Genomic DNA, 15,492 nt, shown 5'->3' with positions numbered 1-15,492 from the left:
ATATGCAAAGATAAATATAAGTAGTTGTTTTGAAACATGTTTTGATGAAGTTGATTTTTCATATGGAGAATTAGTTGGAACGATATTAAATCATGCTACTTTTCGACGAGCAAATTTATATAAAATAGATGCAAAACAGGCCGACTGTACGGGAACAAATTTCAGCAACGCGAATCTTACAGAAGGTAACTTTGAAAAAGCATATTTAGAAGATGCTAATTTATCAGAAGTAAACGCTAGAAACGCAGATTTTACTGACGCAGATTTAACGGGAGCGACCCTTTTAAATGGTGATTTTACTGACGCGAATTTTACCGGTGCTAAACTTGACAATGTAGTTTGGACAGGAGCAAAGGTAGAAGGAGCCAAATTTGACGAAAATGTGAAGGAACAAATCTTAAAAATGATTTAAATATGATGGGGATTATATACATTTGAGCACTCGAAAACCTATGATTGGTAGCGAGTGCTTTTTTCTTAGAGATATTAGAGATTGATAAATAAGTGAAAATCAATATAGATTATTTTTAAGGATTGTTAGATAGATTAAGTTGGGAATATTATATAATTGAAAATACATTAGCAAAAGGTGTGGACTCCGTAACCCCATTCGTTAAAGGTGTAGAAATACTGCCAGATGGAAGTGTCGCTAGATCTGGAACGAACTATAGCGGGAAGTTCCAAGAAGCCCATGATGCCTCTAAGGCGAGTATTCAGAGTAGGATCTCGAATTTGGAGAGTAGTGGGGTTAAGGGTACGGGTAAAGCTCTATTGACTAATGAAGGAAAAGTTGGAACCTATAAACAACTTGTGAAACAAGGAACTGCTTTTGATAATATTACTCCACATCATATGCCTTCTGCAGAGAAAATGAAACAAGCTGGTATAAAAAGGAATGATGGTGTGAGTATGAATATGGAACAACCTCATCCTGGAACCGGTGGGAGACATCGTGAAACATATACATATGGTCTATCAGGAGAAAAATCGAAGGCGTATTTAAACCTTAGCTTTCGTGATGCCTTAGCTCATGATATTTTGGATGCTCGAAGAATTTATATAAAAGATGGTTTATATACTGCTGAGATAAGAGAAGGTTTAAGAGAAGTTATTAAAAGAAACAAAGAGCTGTATCCGCATTTATTTGATAAATAAAACATGGAAAGGATGATTACCTTTGGATATTAAGAGTCATCTAAAAAGACTATACGATAATCGTTTATTAGAAAATGAAAATGAGATACGAGATTTTAATGAGTCATTAATGGAAGTAATAGAGTACAACGACGTCTCTGTTATTACAGATTTATGTTTAGTTTTGGATGATGAGACTGAGCAATTTGAGGTTATGTTTGGTTTGATTCATGGAATAGAGAGCTTATATAAAAATAATATAGAAGAAGGACTTGTATGTATTGCTAAAGCTGTTCCGAAGATGATTAACTCAGCAAAAGAATGGGTAGAAATTTTACATTATAGAATTCTTAATCACCCTCAAGTAAGATTAGCATATGGAAAAGTACTTTCGGGATTTGATCCATCAATTACGATTAGTATTAAAGAATTATTGATTGATATAAAAAATGAAGACCCTGATATGTTTAGTGAATCTGTTAATGAGGTAATTAAGAGCATCTAATGTTTAAAGTTAAAAGATATAAAAGCACATAAGGCAAGTCAACAACAAAAGAACTTATTATTGTAGTGGAAAGAAAAAGAATAGGTTGTTTAAAAGTGCATACTCCATGATGGTTGTACCATCATAGAGTATTATGTGCAATGGTAGAATAGAAAACGAAGTACGAGCTTAGGCGAGATGACATTTTACATGGCGATAAATATAAACACATGGAATGTATATTAAACTAACGAACTCGTACAAACTCGTAAGTTTTAATGTAGTAGTTGTCATGATATACAAAAGGTGTCATACTGTTACTACAAAACTTACAAATTTATGCTACTTAAAAACATATGAACTTAAAGCACTTGATTGTTATTTTGGACAACAAGTGCTTTTTTCATAGATGTATGTAAACTTAATGAATAATGCGCGGTATATATTAATAAAAGAAAATAGATTGTTAATATTGTATAATTGAAATTAGAAGAGCAAAAGGTGTGGATTAGTAGTGGTTCAAAGTATCATTTGAAAGATCATGTGTGGATTATACCAAAGAGTATTCTTTGAGAAATGATTTATTAAATCTTATTGAGGAGTATGAATATGAAAGTTAATAATTCTGACTATGGAGGTTTTATTGTTTCTAAGAATGTTGTAGCAGGAAAACCAATACGTTATACATTTAGAGAAAAATCAGAAGTTCCTCAATTAAATGGGTGGACTATTTACTCTTCAGAAGATAATGATGAATATGTAAATGATTCTAGTAACTTTCAAGTTTTAGGAGCAAACTCTATATTAGAAATAGCACCAGTTATGTTAGAAATTTTTGATGCTCCCTATGGAACAGACCTATGTTGGTTGTATAAAGAAGGTGTTCATGTAGGATTTTATGATTTGATAAGTGAAGATGAGAAAGATATTGGTCAAATTGTAAAAGGAAATTGATGCTATTTTGTGAGTTCTTTGGGCACTGCCAAAAATACATTTCCAATAAGAAAAGTCAACAGCTACGTTAGGAGAACGTAGCTGTTGACTTTTTTAAGTGTCATTTCATGACAAGAGTTATTTATCATCTTTGTTTAAGTTAATGGTTTCTTTGTTTTTACGAACTTCAAGGATAGCTTTTCTCATGTCTCGTTCGATTCGTTGCTTGTAAAGAAGTTCTGTAAATGCTCTGAAGCATTCATTACCACTTCCAACATACACTCGAATCAATCAGTTTAAATAAAAAAGCTCGTCTTTTTCATCACTGTTTTCTCAACAAAAATAGAAAGTTAAAATTAAAATGAACATAATACATAATATCAGTGCTATGTATACTGTTGATACAAAAGAACCTCCTTCGAAAGAAAAAGAAATTAAAGCGCTTCAGCATTTCTCAGTAATAGATGTACCTACAGAATATATAGAAATGATTCAGCTAGCTTCAAATGTTGAAATTAATGTTAATGACCAAATGTATATTAGGATATGGGGAGCTTCGGATTGCATAGAAATGAATGAAGCTTATAAAGTGCAGAATTACCTTCTTTATTCACTCGCAATTGGTGATGATGAAGGTGGGGGTGCATTAATTTATCTACAAGGTAAAGATGGTTTTGGTATATACTATAACAGTTTTGGAAATTTAGACATGGAGGATGCAGTTAAAATTGCACCATCTTTAACCGAGTTATTAGTAAATAATGTAGGTGTGAATATCTTATTAGACATTTGAGAACATGTAGAGAATTTGGTGTTATAGTTTCATTGTAATTTGTTTTCTAATAACTATAGGGAATACAGCAAAGAAAAAATAACAATATCTATTATTAATATTCTTGGCTTAGTTTGTTAGTAAACAACCAGATACAAAAGAATACATATAAAGTATGAATAGGGATGTAGTAAAAATGACAATGATACAATTTAATTCTTATCATCAAAAAGTAGAGATAAAGAGAAATTTAGAACTTATGAACTTAGAACATAAAAAAATTAGAGAGTATGTAAATTTTGATGTATGTTCTTTTGAGCAATTAGATGAATTTCAAGTAGGATACAGCATTGACACCGATGGAAACTCCCTTGTAACCGATGAGGAAGATACTTGGGATGCAAATTGGATTGTTATTGCATATGAAACTATGTGTGGAGATCCAATTATTATTGACTTAAGTGAAGAAGGATACCCTATATCTTCCCTCATGCACGGAATGGATAGTTGGAGTGGTGGCGATTTTCTTGCAGATTCCATGGAATCATTTATTAATTTTATGAAAGATATAGGTGATTTTCTTACTGAGAAACAAGTGTTAGAAGGTAAAAGAATGATACAAACTAAAGAATTGGAAATATTGCTAAATGAGTTTTTGAAAAGAAATAAATTTACTGATTTTGAAATATGGCACTCTTTATTAAGTCCATTATTTGATATTGCAGAAAAATATGAGCAAACAATGGAGAGAAAAGTAAAAAAGATGAAGGAAGAAGGAAAGAAAATAACGGAAATTGCCCACATGCTTAATATAAAACCTAAAGAAGTGTATGAGTATATTAAGAAAGTTTAATAATGCCTCTTTACTTTAGCGAGAACAATCAGGAACGATGATAGAGCGATACAGGCAGAAAATGCTTGGATTTTTTATAAAGTCCAAACAAAAATCTGCTGAAGAAGAATCCATTTTGATCAATCTTTTTTCAAGATGGATGTTTTTTATTTATCGTAAAACTTAGGATTGAGAGTTGTTTTTGATTAGAATTTATTTCGAAGCGAGGGCAATGGGGTTTCGAGGTAGCTCTGCATGAGTAAAGATACTTACAAAAAATCAATGAAATTCAAAAGAATATCCATAAGTGAATACAGTATGGAGAATGGGAACGAAGGACGATGGACGCGGAAGGTGGCTACAGGGATGAAGTATGGTGAAAATACTAAGTTAGTTGAGGAAAGGCCATTGTTGGAGTGGTGAAAAATAGAAATAAAATTTATGATAATTAAATAGGAGGACATAGTGAACAAGAAAAGGCAGTTAATTCAACAAGTAAAAGTCGTGATACATAAGTTGGAGAAAGACTCTGCGAAAGATATTAATAGTGGTATTTTACAATTAATATATAAAAGATATAAGAAAGCGTTAGAAATATTAGAGAATAACGAGGATACTAAGGGAATAACCATTGTGGGTGGCGTACGTGCATATATGGACAGTCACAATGATTATCCACATACATTATTAGAAGAATTATATAAAGATGAAACAATCGCCAAAGAATTAACTAACAGATAGTGATAGAGGAAAAACAAGACGTGATAAAATAAGGGAGAAGTTTTATAAAAAGCAAAATATAATTCTTGTAATGTTTGAGAGTGCAAAAGAGTGGGCAATGCTACTAAACGTAAGAATTTTAAATAATGATTTATATAGAAGTGAGTATGCTAAAGTACTTGTAGGAATGAATCATGATATACAACTAATGATAATTAATTTACTTAATGAAATTATTGCTGATAACCCTAAAAGATTTGAGAGGACTGCCAATGAGGTTCTTAGTCAATTACAAGGAGTAAATAAGAATTGTAGAACTACTGTATTATAGATAAAACTAAGAATACCCTAGCGAAGAGCTAGGGTGTTTGTGTTATATAGTTTCACCATATGCTTCCGAATTAGGAGCAGGAGTAATCAACGAACCTTTTGTAGCGTTTCCTATAATAGAATGAAAGTGTTTAACGTTTAAATATAGGAAGAAAAACAATTAAGCTTTTATTTTATTTAAAATGGATACTCTATTAGTAGTGAATAATAAATAATTTTGTTTTACTGTCTTAATTAAAATACGATCAGTTGTACCATATGCTGTTCCAATTCGGATTACGCTTTTTTCTTCAACACCAGCATATGTATTATCTTCCGTTACCTCAGTGATTTCACATAATGGAATATGAATTTTAGAGAATTGCCATGAAATAATTAGTTCATCTTTTGTTTTTTCAACATGAATACCTAACATATTAACAGAACCTTTCTATAATAAAATTTCACTCGTACTATTTTATTATACAAATTTATAAATTGAATTTCTATTTTTTTACAGAGAGTATACAATTAACAACGAGAAAAATGTTCATCATTACTTTCATTCCTATTATAACGAATTCTACAATAGAAAACAGAACGTATATTTGGTATAATCGAAATATACTATATGAAACGATGTACATGAGTTTGGGATTTATGAAAAAAGGTAACATAATAATACATACGCTATAGGATTCAGTTCATGTTATACAAATCAATCGTTAGAAAGGAAAAGAAGTATGAATCAAATTTCATTCGAAGATTTATTTGAAGAAGAAAACAAACGAGAAAAGGTGGAGGTAGCTGAGACCCCGGTGCCTTTATCGCCCTTACAAAAGGATATTTTAGAGTTAATTAATTCTGAAGAAATAAGTGCACTTGAGTTATGCGAACAATTAATACGAGCTGGTAAAATATCAGATGAGAGATTCACAACGAATAAGCCTAAAGCATATGGGCAAGTATGCTTACTATTAGAAGGTTTTGTTAAAGAAGGAAAGCTTATTTTTGTCAAAAGTGATGAGAAAAGAGATAGAGTATATAAATTGAATGAAGAAGATTCTAACGAATAAAATGTGTAAAGTATAGTAATGAAATAAGGAAGTCCTCATATTTGTGTTGAAAGATTATTTTCACATAAGCGTGGGGATTTTTTTTGAGGGAGGATGTATGAAAGCTATATTGCTAATAATTTTACGGAGTTTTTAAATAAGTTACATGATTAATAGTGGAAAGGGTTCAAACTTATCTGGCAGTGATAAATGAAATTAGTTACATAACCTCGTTTCTAATAAAAAGGGGGGATTAAAATGAAACCGAATTATTTTACAATCGCAATGTATCCGACTGTAGCATTTAACGAGGAAGAGATATTGAATCGTCTTCTAGATGTATTTGAGTCAAACGAAAAATTCGCTCCTACTCATTGGGGAAACTGTGAAACGGTGCAGGTAGAATATAATCGCCAGGAAATCATAGAAAAAGTAATTTCGGAGCGTAGAGTGTCTGAAGTTCAACTCTATCATGATAAAATGACGGGTTATATTCACTTAAGAATATAACCCTATTTATTAGAACCAGTAGTATATAAGGAGATTATCCCACGGGTTATTTGCAAATATTAGACGGGGGGATATTTGACGCTGTAAAAGAAAAAATATTGACTCTTATATCATTATTGATGTTGTCCTCAATTTTCCTCATGTAGCACTTGAAAATCAGTAACAAGTGAAACGATTTTTCCTGCTTCATCGATTCCCCAATAGGAAGGATAAAATCCATCTCCATAACCTGAACGGAATATAATGATATTACTTCCTGTTTCCTCACACACCACGCAATTTCCCCAATCTTCATCATGTTCTGTTAGTATGTCATCTATAAGATCATCATACAAACTAGTAAATTCTTCTCCTAGTTCTTGTTGTAACCTGTCTTCTATTTCTTCTAACTTACCAATTGCTTCAACATCTGCAAAGCACCCTAAGCTTGTATCAACTGGGTAACCAAAAATATAACCGTCTTCCAGTTCACTTACATTTTGTCCTGGTTTTGTTGCCATCTTCCATCCTACCGCTTTTGACTCCGACAATTTCAATTCAGCACCAGCAATGACTCCATCTTCCTTATGCCACCAAGCAACAATTGGATATGTACCTGGCTGAATTGTTTGTTCGAAGTGATTTTCATTAAAAATAAGAGGATCACAAGCGACAATTTTACCTGAAGTAACTTTCAACTGTTCTAGTGTTTCGGAACGCAGAGCCTCACTATCCGGTTTAGATAATTCACGTAATAACTTTGACATAATGTTTCTCTCCCTTTCCTTTTAAAATATTTGTTGGTGCTGCCTCCCATATATTTTTATATGAGTTACATTTGTGTTCTGTGGTATTTCTAGCGCCTTTGTATGTTCCTATAACTTCGATATTATCGCCATGAACTTCTAAAACCTCTGCGGCATATCATACCCGCGTTTTCTAATAGTTCCTCAACATATTCTTCATGCGTTTTACGTTTTCGGATATATTGCTCCGTACAAGTGTAGATGGAACAAACCTTTATTCATTGAAAAATATAACAAATGAATTTGACTTTAAAATTAGAACCAGTTTTGAGGATGTAAATAATAATCCACCCGTTGATTATATTATTTTAAGGGTAAAAATGCATTAATTAAAAATTCAATAAAAGAAGATTAGACTAGATAGTCTTTCTAGATTAATCTTCTTATTTTATATTCTCAAGGGATATCCCACTTCACTGCGACTCATTGCAATATGTCTACTTCTGTGACACATTACACAATTGTACAGAGATAATGAAGTAATATGAAAAAAAATATAAAGATTTAAATTTAATCCTATATATTTTTTATAAATTCTAAAAGTAAATCCCTTATTTTTGGTATGATTGACAGAGACTATTTAATTTCTTATGAATATTCTTGAAAAGGAAGTCATGCTGTATGAAATCAATAAATGTAAATGGGAATATATATTATATTGAATCTGTTCCTTTTGAAGATAAGAGTGAGCAGGATGAAGAAGGATACTACGAATATTTTTACAAAGGAGTCAATTTATCGTTTCACTCGGACAAAGAAATAATTAAAGCCCGAATTTATGACGACGAAGAAATAATATATTTCTTAAAAAATCCATTTCTTGCTTTTGGTAAAGATTTTGAAGCTATAAAAGTATATATAATTAAAGAATATGATGTAAATAAATTTAAAATTCCAGGTGAAAAAAAGCCTATATAGAATTATAGCTATAATTCTATATAGGCTTTACCATGACCAATTATAATAAAACAGGAAAACTCACAAAGTACTTATGCCTGTGGGCTATGAAAGGAATGTATTCGAAATTGAGTAAATCAAGTGAAATAAGTAGATTTGAAAATAGATTCTCAGAAAATGTGATTGAAATAGCAGCTGTCACAGGGGCATTAGGAATCGGTGCATCAAAAGGCGGTGACAACATTTTGTGGACTGCGTCAATTGATTTGATTGCGTGGAAAGACTTACATAACAATGAAACGATTAGAAAAGAAGACATACGACTGGCATGGTTGGTTGATGATGCAGAATGGAGAAAATCAAAAGGCATTTTGACAGCAAATACAGTTGTAGCATTACAGGTGCGCAAGTCAGAAAATTCATTGATGCTTGTTAAGGTTTTGGAAACACCATATAAAGATGATGAGTTGGAAATCATCTTACAAGATGCAATGAAACCGCTTTTTTATCATGATGAGATGTTGGGTGTGTTCGAACTCGATAAAAGAGTGAAAACTTTTGAAAAGAGAATATCTTGGGCTGGTGAAGAATGTCATTTATATTTTGATTGGAGTGAAGACAAACATATGATGAAGTCTGCACTGGAAACAGCACATGCACTTTTCAAAGAGCAAGATGAATGGAAAATGAAAATGAAAATGTACGCTGCAAAAGAACTGGTAGAGTTAGCAAATGAATGGCTACAAGATGATGATGAAGCAGAAATCGACGAAATTACAAAAGAAATGTTCATTAATTCCATCACATTAAGCAGCTTAAGCGTTTATTCAGAAGGTGATTTTGAAATATTCTTTTCGGATGGAGATATATTTTGGGGACATTCTATCATTGTAAGCGGAAATATTCATGAGGGGCTCTCTTCGGCTGAGATTGCAGGATAAAGTGAAACTTCCATCAGTGAGGATTTTTCTTCATCCTTACTGATGGATTATTTAAACCACTCAGGCACTTACTGCCCAAAAGTAGCGCGATAAATTGTTATAGTTTTTGATTATTAGGCGTTTTCTTCTCGTCTATCTCTTCTCTTATTAAGTGAGAACTCCAAACCTCTTTAATAATTAATGAAATTTAAGGTTTACATATACGATGGAACTTGCATAGATGTTTTAAATAATCCCTTAGTATCTGATATGGATACGTTATTTGATAGTTGGCTATCTACAATGAAATATTTAGAATCAGCACAAGCAATGGCTATACCAAGTTTTGAGGAGGATCGGAGAGGTGTATCCTTTTCTCCAAATGTTTCTGGGAAGGATTATCTAAAAAATTAAAAGAAACGAGGTCGTAATTAGACTGGAATTTACATAAAAGCTTAGATGATGCAATTAGTTATTTCGGATAAACATGATGTGATTTGTTAGGAGGTGAAGTTGAATGAGAAATGACTTAACATGGCCAGTACCGGATGAGCCAGTTTCAGCAGAATATATAGACAATGTGGGAAAAGGGATAGGGTATATATTTCCAAGTGACTATGTAGAATGTGCTACAAATAATAATGGTTCAGCTGTATTACCTTATAAATTTGAAATAGATACGATAACAAAGGCATTTGGAACTTTACTTTCTTATGATGTAGATAGTAGAGAATATATCGTTAAAGTATATAACCAGTATATTTCTACTCTACCAAATGAATTGGTGCCATTCGCATTTGACCCAGCAGGAAGTTTAATCTGCTTTGATTATAAAAATCATAAAGAAGATCCAATTGTCGTCTTTTGGGAACATGAGGGGGCATGGGAAAAGGAAACATTGATGGAAAGTGAAGGGATTACGGCTGAGGAAGCAGAGGAAAGAGCAAGAGAAAATGTATACCATATTGCTAATAATTTTACGGAGTTTTTAAATAAGTTACATGATTAATAATATTATTCATATGAAATGGTTCGTATAAATGTAAGCAGCAATAAAAGGAGAGAGAATGATGGACTTAGAGCATTTAAAAAAAGATATTTGGTATGGAAAAGTTTCTAATCATACAATTGAAACTCTTAAGTCTAACTTAAGGGATAGTGCAACAGAGACAGAATCCTTTATTTTAATTAACGAATTGTTAAAGTTAGGTGATTTCTCCGTAAAGGGGTTACTAATTGAACTTATGAATAGTACTCGAAATGAGCTTGTTTTGCATTTATGCACTAGACTATTTTGTTCAGTAGCTACTCATGATGATTTATTAGAAACGAATAATTTGAAATTCCTTTCAAGTGCTTCAGAGGATGGAGTTCATAATTTTGTAGTAAGTGCTAGTGAAACTCTTTCATATCATGTAGTACCATATCTTTTAGCATTACTAGAAGAGTGGGAAGATACCTTTGTTGAAAAAGCTATAAGAAATGAACTTTCATGGATGCTTGGAATTGAGGACGAGTATTATGAAGTATCGTTAGAAGAATTTAATGAAGCTTATTCTAAATTTATCGAAAATAACGATACGCAAGAATACTATTATCGTAATAGACTATCTTTTCCTGGAGATTTGGCAAAGGAGTTAGTTTCGGAAGTTATGAGTTCTTTAAGAGATAGAACTACTTATAATGTTGTTACTATACCTTCCGTTTTATCAATTTGGAGTGGAATCAAATGTCCTATTCAATACGATACGATAATAAAAAATGAAAAAAATAGAGAGTTGATGTCATATATCGATGTTTTAACAAAGAAAGAATGGAAGATGGGTAAAAAGTATTTTTATGGACATGTAGTCGTATAAGAAAACGATATATGTGATGAATATAAAACATTCTATGGCACTCTGTTAAGTGTTGATGGAAGTTAACAATAAGCAGGGACACCTTAGTAATAAGTGCGAGAGGAATGACAGATAAATGAGAGTGAACAATTCAGTTTTTGGAGAGATTGAATATAATTATGCTTGGGCTAAGTGTATGCCTATAACTTTTATAGGCAATGTAACTGAGATTGATTTAATGATAAATGGTGAAGAAGATGGAGTGTTTGATGAAGGGCAGTATGTAGCATATCAATCATTAATAAAAAATTGGGAAGAGGTACAAATAAGTTTACTACATTCTATATTAGACTATTATAAACAAAGGCGATGTGAATTAGGATATGATATTGGAGTGCGAGAAAGTTATCCATTAGTTGAAACAACTGATCAAATGCTAGAGATGGTCAGTTTAGATGGTATTGTTGTTCCGTATGCACATATTACGGAAGGACGAGAGATTGGAATTACATTTAATTGTACGTGGGATATAGAAAATGGTGTAGGAGTTCGTTTATTAAATGAAAAGGTAATGGAAGTAGGTTATCAGGATATTATTTTTTAATATAAGTTAAAAGTAAATGAGGGGATATATAACCTGAATGAAAAAGGTGTCAATCTTTATCAAATTGACACCCTAATACGAATCTTTTTTAACACCTTACATATTTACGCTTAAAACCAAGTCTTCCTCTATCAAGTTCTTTCTGAATACTTTCTGTAGCATGTAGCAAACTGCTTTTTTTATTATTACGTTTCACTTCAACTATACCAACTTCTTTTGCAGTTTCGACTGCTTTTTCATGTAGTGGTACATATGAAATTGCCACGGTGTTTAGGAAATTATTCATAGCGGATTTTGTTCGTTCTGGAGAATGATGAATTGTATCTTTCACCATTTCAAGCATATCGGAAATTTTACTTTCGGAAAATTCATTGTCTTTGCGATTTCCTAAAAGCCAACAGTAGCAACTCCACCCGGCAGACATTTTAAGCTCGTCCCCACTTGCAATCCATTTATCAGCAACGTCTTGTGCAATATTTGATTCTGATAAAGTGACTGCCACAACATAATCAGACAACATATAGAAATACGATCCGTCTATCCAGCGATCAAAATCAGACTCACTCATAGCTTTTGGATCGGCAATAATGCCTGCAAAGTACATAGCATCGTAGTTGCCTGTGGCATACAGTTCTTCAGCTAACTCTTGGTTTACTTTTATTTTTTTAGCGATTGGTTTCATAGCGCCTGTAGCTACGCCAAAAACTGGCTCGTGGGCGCCGTTAGATATGTATATTTTTTTCGTTCGTTCCTTACCTAGAGCCTCAAGTTCTTGCATAACTGTTTTAAAATCCAAAGTTGTGCACTTCCTTCCTTCATGTAAGAGCCTTTTTAAGTCTTTCATATTTCTTATTTTAATACTAATTGTATTTAAGAGGTATGTCTACTTTCTAAAGGCATCGAAACTTGGTTTGATTTTTAGATGAACTACATTACACTTTAGTGTAAATAAAGAGCTAATTAAAAGAATGGTATAATATAGAAAAAGTAAGTGATGAAAATTAAATAGGGGGAATTTAATTGGAAATAAAATTGAATCGATTATATAGAGAGATAGCGGAAACGGTTCATGCCATGATTCCAGAAGAATGGGAGAAATTTTATTTTTACGCTCAAATATCAGAAACTGGAGGGGGAACTTACTTTTACTATAATACACTTGAAGATAGAGAAGATTTTAATTATAGTGTGAAAATCCCGTTTTACTTTGCTGTTGATAAAATAGAATTTAGAAGGAATAAAAGAAAGTTATTTGAATTGAGTGATGAATTAAGAAATGTTTTCAAAGATAATCAGCAAGAGCTTTGGTACTCTTTTACAATGTCTCTGGAACATAGTGGGGAATTTAACATGCATTTCGATTATACAAATTGGTTCGATACAGAATATAGTTTTAGTGATCAGATGATTATTTGGAAACATAAATACTTAGGTGAAGTACCAATTGATGAAAATGATAAAGAGCTAATTCATAAGTATGAAAATGAATTTCCGAATAATCCTATTTGACTGAAAGGAAAGAAGAAATAGTTTTTATAAAAATCTCGACTTTTAAAGTAGTCAGTAAGTTATAAAATTGGTTCTGCAAGATAAAGAATAAAGGAGAACTACAATGGAAGTACACGGAATGGTTTCAATATGGTTCGGTAATATGCAAACGCAAGATCAGTTGGATACATATATATATGTTACGTATGATGAAGAAGGAGACGCTATACCAGCAAGATTTTTTGTTGATTTTAATATTGATATGATTGATGTAGATGAAGATTTTATTGAAAAGGAAGTGTTAGAAGAAGCGAGTGATGAAATTTCTATGTTATTAACGGGATGTTCATATGATGATAAAATACTTTCTTGAATTAAGGAAGTAGTTGAATTAAATAAATCCTATAATTCTATCGTTTTAATTTATAATTTTCAATATGACAATTCAGTAAGTAATTGTGAAGGTTTTAATTTTGTAACTGCTACAAGTTATCTATAGATACAAGAAAATTGCAGTAGAATAAAAAATACATTTGTATAGTTTTTTCAATGAATTTTTAGTATGCATGTTATTTTTTAATAAATTTACAAACGGAATTTAAAGGTAAGTATGAGGAGTTGTTTATAAATGATAAAGAAATTTACTAGAGTAGTACTAACTACGGCGATGCCAATTGGTCTTATCATGGGTTGTGGGAACGTTGAAAAAACTAAAGCAGAAGAACCGAAAACGGCGGAGAAAAAGGACTATACGGATTACTCATATGGAAGCAAAGGTATAGTAGTAAGCGGCAAAGCGAAAGAACGTCAACAATACGAGGTTGGATATATGGATGATAACAAGTTAATTGGGATTGACGAAAATATTGAGGACTGTATAGTGTTAGATAATAAAGATGAAGCAGGTCTTGTTTGGAAGCAAATAGAGCGTGGATCGATTATTGAAGTGCAATATGGTAAGGACCGCAATGATATTGTAGGCGTACAATTAGTAGGAGATCGTGAGCCATACGTAATTAGTGATAAGTTTGATCGAAATACGATAAACGAGATTGTTGGAAACGTTAAAGGGAATTTGTAATAGAAGCTAAAATAAAAAATATTTTACTATTAAGAAAGTCGATTCCTTATTAAAATAAGAAATCGACTTTTTATAATTATTTATTTTGTAAGTTGTCTTTCCAAAAATTATAGCTATTATCAATAACTTCTTTTAATTTGAAATAGTTTTCCCAAGTATCTTTCACGTGGTAGAGAGTTTCTTCGTCTATAAAAACGTCTGAGTAATCACTTATATACTTCCATTCCTCATCATTATTAAAGTAATACATCGCGAATTGGTTACCTTCGTCATTTAACATGTCATCTGCCAAAACGCCATCCCAGTTCATATAAATTTCTGTGCCGGTCATTTGTCTAAGTTTAAACTGTTTAATTTCGTTTGGAGACTCTTCTTCAAATTCTTCACTATATAAATTATGTTCAATTATCCATCCTAAAAACATACCAGTATGTACAAAAGCTTGATCAATTGATAAGTCCGCAGGAAAATCACCTTGATAATGGTACTTCGCTTTATCGTAAACAATCGTATGTAACAATTCGTTCATCCCCTTTAAATAACGTATTCTCTAATAAATTTGTACTGTTTGTTTTAATAGTTCAACTATGTTTTCAAGCCATTCTAGCGGTGTTATTTCTAGTCCTTCAAAATATATACCATCTGCTGAATATCATGTGTACCCTCGTTTTTCTTCATCATTTTTTGGTCTTCTTCATTTCAGGTATCAATATGAGAAATCTTTTCCAAATAAAACTCATTTCAATGTAAAAGGTTACATCTATATTTTCGCAAGAATGTAAAAATGTTAATATTTTCAAAGAGAAAAGTACAAGGAAACAGCATTTATTTAATAGAGACTTGATAGTTATGAAAAATTATAAACATCCTTCTTGTTGAAGCAAAACAGTAAAAGGTATCCTAATCTATTTTTTGAGAAGTAGTAGTGTGCAAAAGGGGACAAGTTCTTTTGACGGCAATAGCAATTGGTTATAAAATAATGTCTGTTAAGGGATTTTCTAGAAAATATAATTCGCCTTCTGGGGATAAAATGAAAAGGTGGAATAAACATATTTTCATACATAGTAGATTCATAGTCTTTCACGAATGAGAAAATAAAGGGAGGTTGAGATATTTACACGGATAGTGTA

General features: G+C 31.8%; 20 protein-coding genes and 2 pseudogenes. 18 read left to right on the top strand and 4 right to left on the bottom strand.

The features are described 5' to 3' along the window. The 8 genes and pseudogenes from PDQ33_RS08345 to PDQ33_RS08310 all read left to right on the top strand — a co-directional run. A partial coding sequence (locus PDQ33_RS08345; protein ID WP_270755691.1) for a pentapeptide repeat-containing protein occupies positions 1 to 412 on the top strand: 412 nt, incomplete at its 5' end. 122 nt (positions 413 to 534) lie between these two features. Beyond that, a complete protein-coding gene (locus tag PDQ33_RS08340) occupies positions 535 to 1,155 on the top strand; it encodes a hypothetical protein (RefSeq protein WP_142243810.1) in 621 nt (206 codons plus the stop codon). Positions 1,156 to 1,177: 22 nt separating this feature from the next. After that, positions 1,178 to 1,639 carry an Imm30 family immunity protein gene (locus PDQ33_RS08335; RefSeq protein ID WP_061130544.1) on the top strand — a complete coding sequence of 154 codons (462 nt, stop codon included), beginning with the start codon at positions 1,178 to 1,180 and terminating at the stop codon, positions 1,637 to 1,639. A 588-nt stretch (positions 1,640 to 2,227) separates the two neighbouring features. Continuing rightward, a complete protein-coding gene (locus tag PDQ33_RS08330) occupies positions 2,228 to 2,572 on the top strand; it encodes a DUF2185 domain-containing protein (RefSeq protein ID WP_270755692.1) in 345 nt (114 codons plus the stop codon). Between the two features lie 340 nt (positions 2,573 to 2,912). Continuing rightward, entirely contained in the window at positions 2,913 to 3,344 is a 432-nt protein-coding gene (locus PDQ33_RS08325) for an SMI1/KNR4 family protein (protein ID WP_061130546.1), read from the top strand. A gap of 175 nt (positions 3,345 to 3,519) precedes the next feature. Continuing rightward, positions 3,520 to 4,176 carry an SMI1/KNR4 family protein gene (locus PDQ33_RS08320; RefSeq protein WP_061130547.1) on the top strand — a complete coding sequence of 219 codons (657 nt, stop codon included), beginning with the start codon at positions 3,520 to 3,522 and terminating at the stop codon, positions 4,174 to 4,176. A 444-nt stretch (positions 4,177 to 4,620) separates the two neighbouring features. Further along, positions 4,621 to 4,896 carry a hypothetical protein gene (locus PDQ33_RS08315; RefSeq protein ID WP_270395138.1) on the top strand — a complete coding sequence of 92 codons (276 nt, stop codon included), beginning with the start codon at positions 4,621 to 4,623 and terminating at the stop codon, positions 4,894 to 4,896. Between the two features lie 70 nt (positions 4,897 to 4,966). Next, positions 4,967 to 5,206: pseudogene (locus PDQ33_RS08310) on the top strand (Imm30 family immunity protein); the annotation flags it as partial. A gap of 159 nt (positions 5,207 to 5,365) precedes the next feature. Here PDQ33_RS08310 and PDQ33_RS08305 read toward each other — a convergent pair. Further along, positions 5,366 to 5,620, bottom strand: a complete 255-nt coding sequence (locus PDQ33_RS08305) for a SunI/YnzG family protein (protein WP_000900622.1) — start codon at positions 5,618 to 5,620, stop codon at positions 5,366 to 5,368. 307 nt (positions 5,621 to 5,927) lie between these two features. Between PDQ33_RS08305 and PDQ33_RS08300 the strand changes: the two genes are divergently transcribed. Continuing rightward, a complete protein-coding gene (locus PDQ33_RS08300; protein ID WP_001071930.1) occupies positions 5,928 to 6,260 on the top strand; it encodes a DUF3895 domain-containing protein in 333 nt (110 codons plus the stop codon). 237 nt (positions 6,261 to 6,497) lie between these two features. Continuing rightward, the gene (locus tag PDQ33_RS08295) at positions 6,498 to 6,749 is read left to right on the top strand and encodes a hypothetical protein (protein ID WP_270755693.1); all 252 of its coding nucleotides are present in this window, start codon (positions 6,498 to 6,500) and stop codon (positions 6,747 to 6,749) included. 128 nt (positions 6,750 to 6,877) lie between these two features. Here PDQ33_RS08295 and PDQ33_RS08290 read toward each other — a convergent pair whose 3' ends face one another. Beyond that, positions 6,878 to 7,495, bottom strand: coding sequence for a DUF4241 domain-containing protein (locus tag PDQ33_RS08290; RefSeq protein ID WP_061130277.1), 618 nt, complete (start codon positions 7,493 to 7,495; stop codon positions 6,878 to 6,880). Between the two features lie 660 nt (positions 7,496 to 8,155). Here PDQ33_RS08290 and PDQ33_RS08285 point away from each other — a divergent pair. The 5 genes from PDQ33_RS08285 (at position 8,156) to PDQ33_RS08265 (ending at position 11,793) form a co-directional block, all read left to right on the top strand. After that, positions 8,156 to 8,452 (top strand): hypothetical protein, encoded by a 297-nt coding sequence (locus tag PDQ33_RS08285; protein ID WP_002024464.1) that lies wholly within the window; start codon positions 8,156 to 8,158, stop codon positions 8,450 to 8,452. Between the two features lie 86 nt (positions 8,453 to 8,538). Then, positions 8,539 to 9,372 carry a DUF2262 domain-containing protein gene (locus PDQ33_RS08280; protein WP_061130594.1) on the top strand — a complete coding sequence of 278 codons (834 nt, stop codon included), beginning with the start codon at positions 8,539 to 8,541 and terminating at the stop codon, positions 9,370 to 9,372. A 496-nt stretch (positions 9,373 to 9,868) separates the two neighbouring features. Further along, a complete protein-coding gene (locus PDQ33_RS08275; protein WP_016718022.1) occupies positions 9,869 to 10,360 on the top strand; it encodes an SMI1/KNR4 family protein in 492 nt (163 codons plus the stop codon). A 61-nt stretch (positions 10,361 to 10,421) separates the two neighbouring features. Further along, positions 10,422 to 11,210, top strand: coding sequence for an Imm47 family immunity protein (gene imm47 / locus PDQ33_RS08270; RefSeq protein ID WP_061130595.1), 789 nt, complete (start codon positions 10,422 to 10,424; stop codon positions 11,208 to 11,210). Between the two features lie 115 nt (positions 11,211 to 11,325). Beyond that, positions 11,326 to 11,793, top strand: a complete 468-nt coding sequence (locus PDQ33_RS08265; RefSeq protein ID WP_061130596.1) for a DUF6985 domain-containing protein — start codon at positions 11,326 to 11,328, stop codon at positions 11,791 to 11,793. Between the two features lie 88 nt (positions 11,794 to 11,881). Here the strand turns inward: PDQ33_RS08265 and PDQ33_RS08260 are convergent, their stop codons facing one another. Continuing rightward, on the bottom strand, positions 11,882 to 12,589 hold the full coding sequence (locus tag PDQ33_RS08260) for a DNA alkylation repair protein (RefSeq protein WP_061130597.1): 708 nt from the start codon (positions 12,587 to 12,589) through the stop codon (positions 11,882 to 11,884). A 224-nt stretch (positions 12,590 to 12,813) separates the two neighbouring features. On the opposite strand from PDQ33_RS08260, the gene PDQ33_RS08255 reads away from it, so the two are divergent. The 3 genes and pseudogenes from PDQ33_RS08255 to PDQ33_RS08245 all read left to right on the top strand — a co-directional run bounded on the left by PDQ33_RS08255 (position 12,814) and on the right by PDQ33_RS08245 (position 14,362). Continuing rightward, positions 12,814 to 13,302 (top strand): antitoxin YezG family protein, encoded by a 489-nt coding sequence (locus PDQ33_RS08255; protein ID WP_038356560.1) that lies wholly within the window; start codon positions 12,814 to 12,816, stop codon positions 13,300 to 13,302. A 103-nt stretch (positions 13,303 to 13,405) separates the two neighbouring features. Continuing rightward, positions 13,406 to 13,780, top strand: a pseudogene (locus PDQ33_RS08250) (immunity 22 family protein). Positions 13,781 to 13,909: 129 nt separating this feature from the next. Beyond that, positions 13,910 to 14,362 carry a hypothetical protein gene (locus tag PDQ33_RS08245; protein ID WP_270755695.1) on the top strand — a complete coding sequence of 151 codons (453 nt, stop codon included), beginning with the start codon at positions 13,910 to 13,912 and terminating at the stop codon, positions 14,360 to 14,362. 76 nt (positions 14,363 to 14,438) lie between these two features. Here the strand turns inward: PDQ33_RS08245 and PDQ33_RS08240 are convergent, their stop codons facing one another. Further along, the gene (locus PDQ33_RS08240) at positions 14,439 to 14,882 is read right to left on the bottom strand and encodes a DUF7832 domain-containing protein (RefSeq protein ID WP_078419236.1); all 444 of its coding nucleotides are present in this window, start codon (positions 14,880 to 14,882) and stop codon (positions 14,439 to 14,441) included. Positions 14,883 to 15,492: the final 610 nt, after the last annotated feature.

It is taken from the genome of Bacillus cereus group sp. Bc031 (assembly GCF_027716265.1).
In the GTDB taxonomy this organism is placed as follows: domain Bacteria; phylum Bacillota; class Bacilli; order Bacillales; family Bacillaceae_G; genus Bacillus_A; species Bacillus_A paranthracis.
Note: the sequence above shows the minus strand (reverse complement) of the source record. Positions and strands in the feature narration are given on the sequence as shown.

Coding starts and splice junctions, on each gene's coding strand:
- PDQ33_RS08325 (WP_061130546.1), top strand. CDS start 2,913: ATGAACATAATACATAATATCAGTGCTATGTATACTGTTGATACAAAA.
- PDQ33_RS08290 (WP_061130277.1), bottom strand. CDS start 7,495: ATGTCAAAGTTATTACGTGAATTATCTAAACCGGATAGTGAGGCTCTG.
- PDQ33_RS08305 (WP_000900622.1), bottom strand. CDS start 5,620: ATGTTAGGTATTCATGTTGAAAAAACAAAAGATGAACTAATTATTTCA.
- imm47 (WP_061130595.1), top strand. CDS start 10,422: ATGGACTTAGAGCATTTAAAAAAAGATATTTGGTATGGAAAAGTTTCT.
- PDQ33_RS08285 (WP_002024464.1), top strand. CDS start 8,156: ATGAAATCAATAAATGTAAATGGGAATATATATTATATTGAATCTGTT.
- PDQ33_RS08320 (WP_061130547.1), top strand. CDS start 3,520: ATGACAATGATACAATTTAATTCTTATCATCAAAAAGTAGAGATAAAG.
- PDQ33_RS08245 (WP_270755695.1), top strand. CDS start 13,910: ATGATAAAGAAATTTACTAGAGTAGTACTAACTACGGCGATGCCAATT.
- PDQ33_RS08265 (WP_061130596.1), top strand. CDS start 11,326: ATGAGAGTGAACAATTCAGTTTTTGGAGAGATTGAATATAATTATGCT.
- PDQ33_RS08300 (WP_001071930.1), top strand. CDS start 5,928: ATGAATCAAATTTCATTCGAAGATTTATTTGAAGAAGAAAACAAACGA.
- PDQ33_RS08330 (WP_270755692.1), top strand. CDS start 2,228: ATGAAAGTTAATAATTCTGACTATGGAGGTTTTATTGTTTCTAAGAAT.
- PDQ33_RS08295 (WP_270755693.1), top strand. CDS start 6,498: ATGAAACCGAATTATTTTACAATCGCAATGTATCCGACTGTAGCATTT.
- PDQ33_RS08275 (WP_016718022.1), top strand. CDS start 9,869: ATGAGAAATGACTTAACATGGCCAGTACCGGATGAGCCAGTTTCAGCA.
- PDQ33_RS08280 (WP_061130594.1), top strand. CDS start 8,539: ATGAAAGGAATGTATTCGAAATTGAGTAAATCAAGTGAAATAAGTAGA.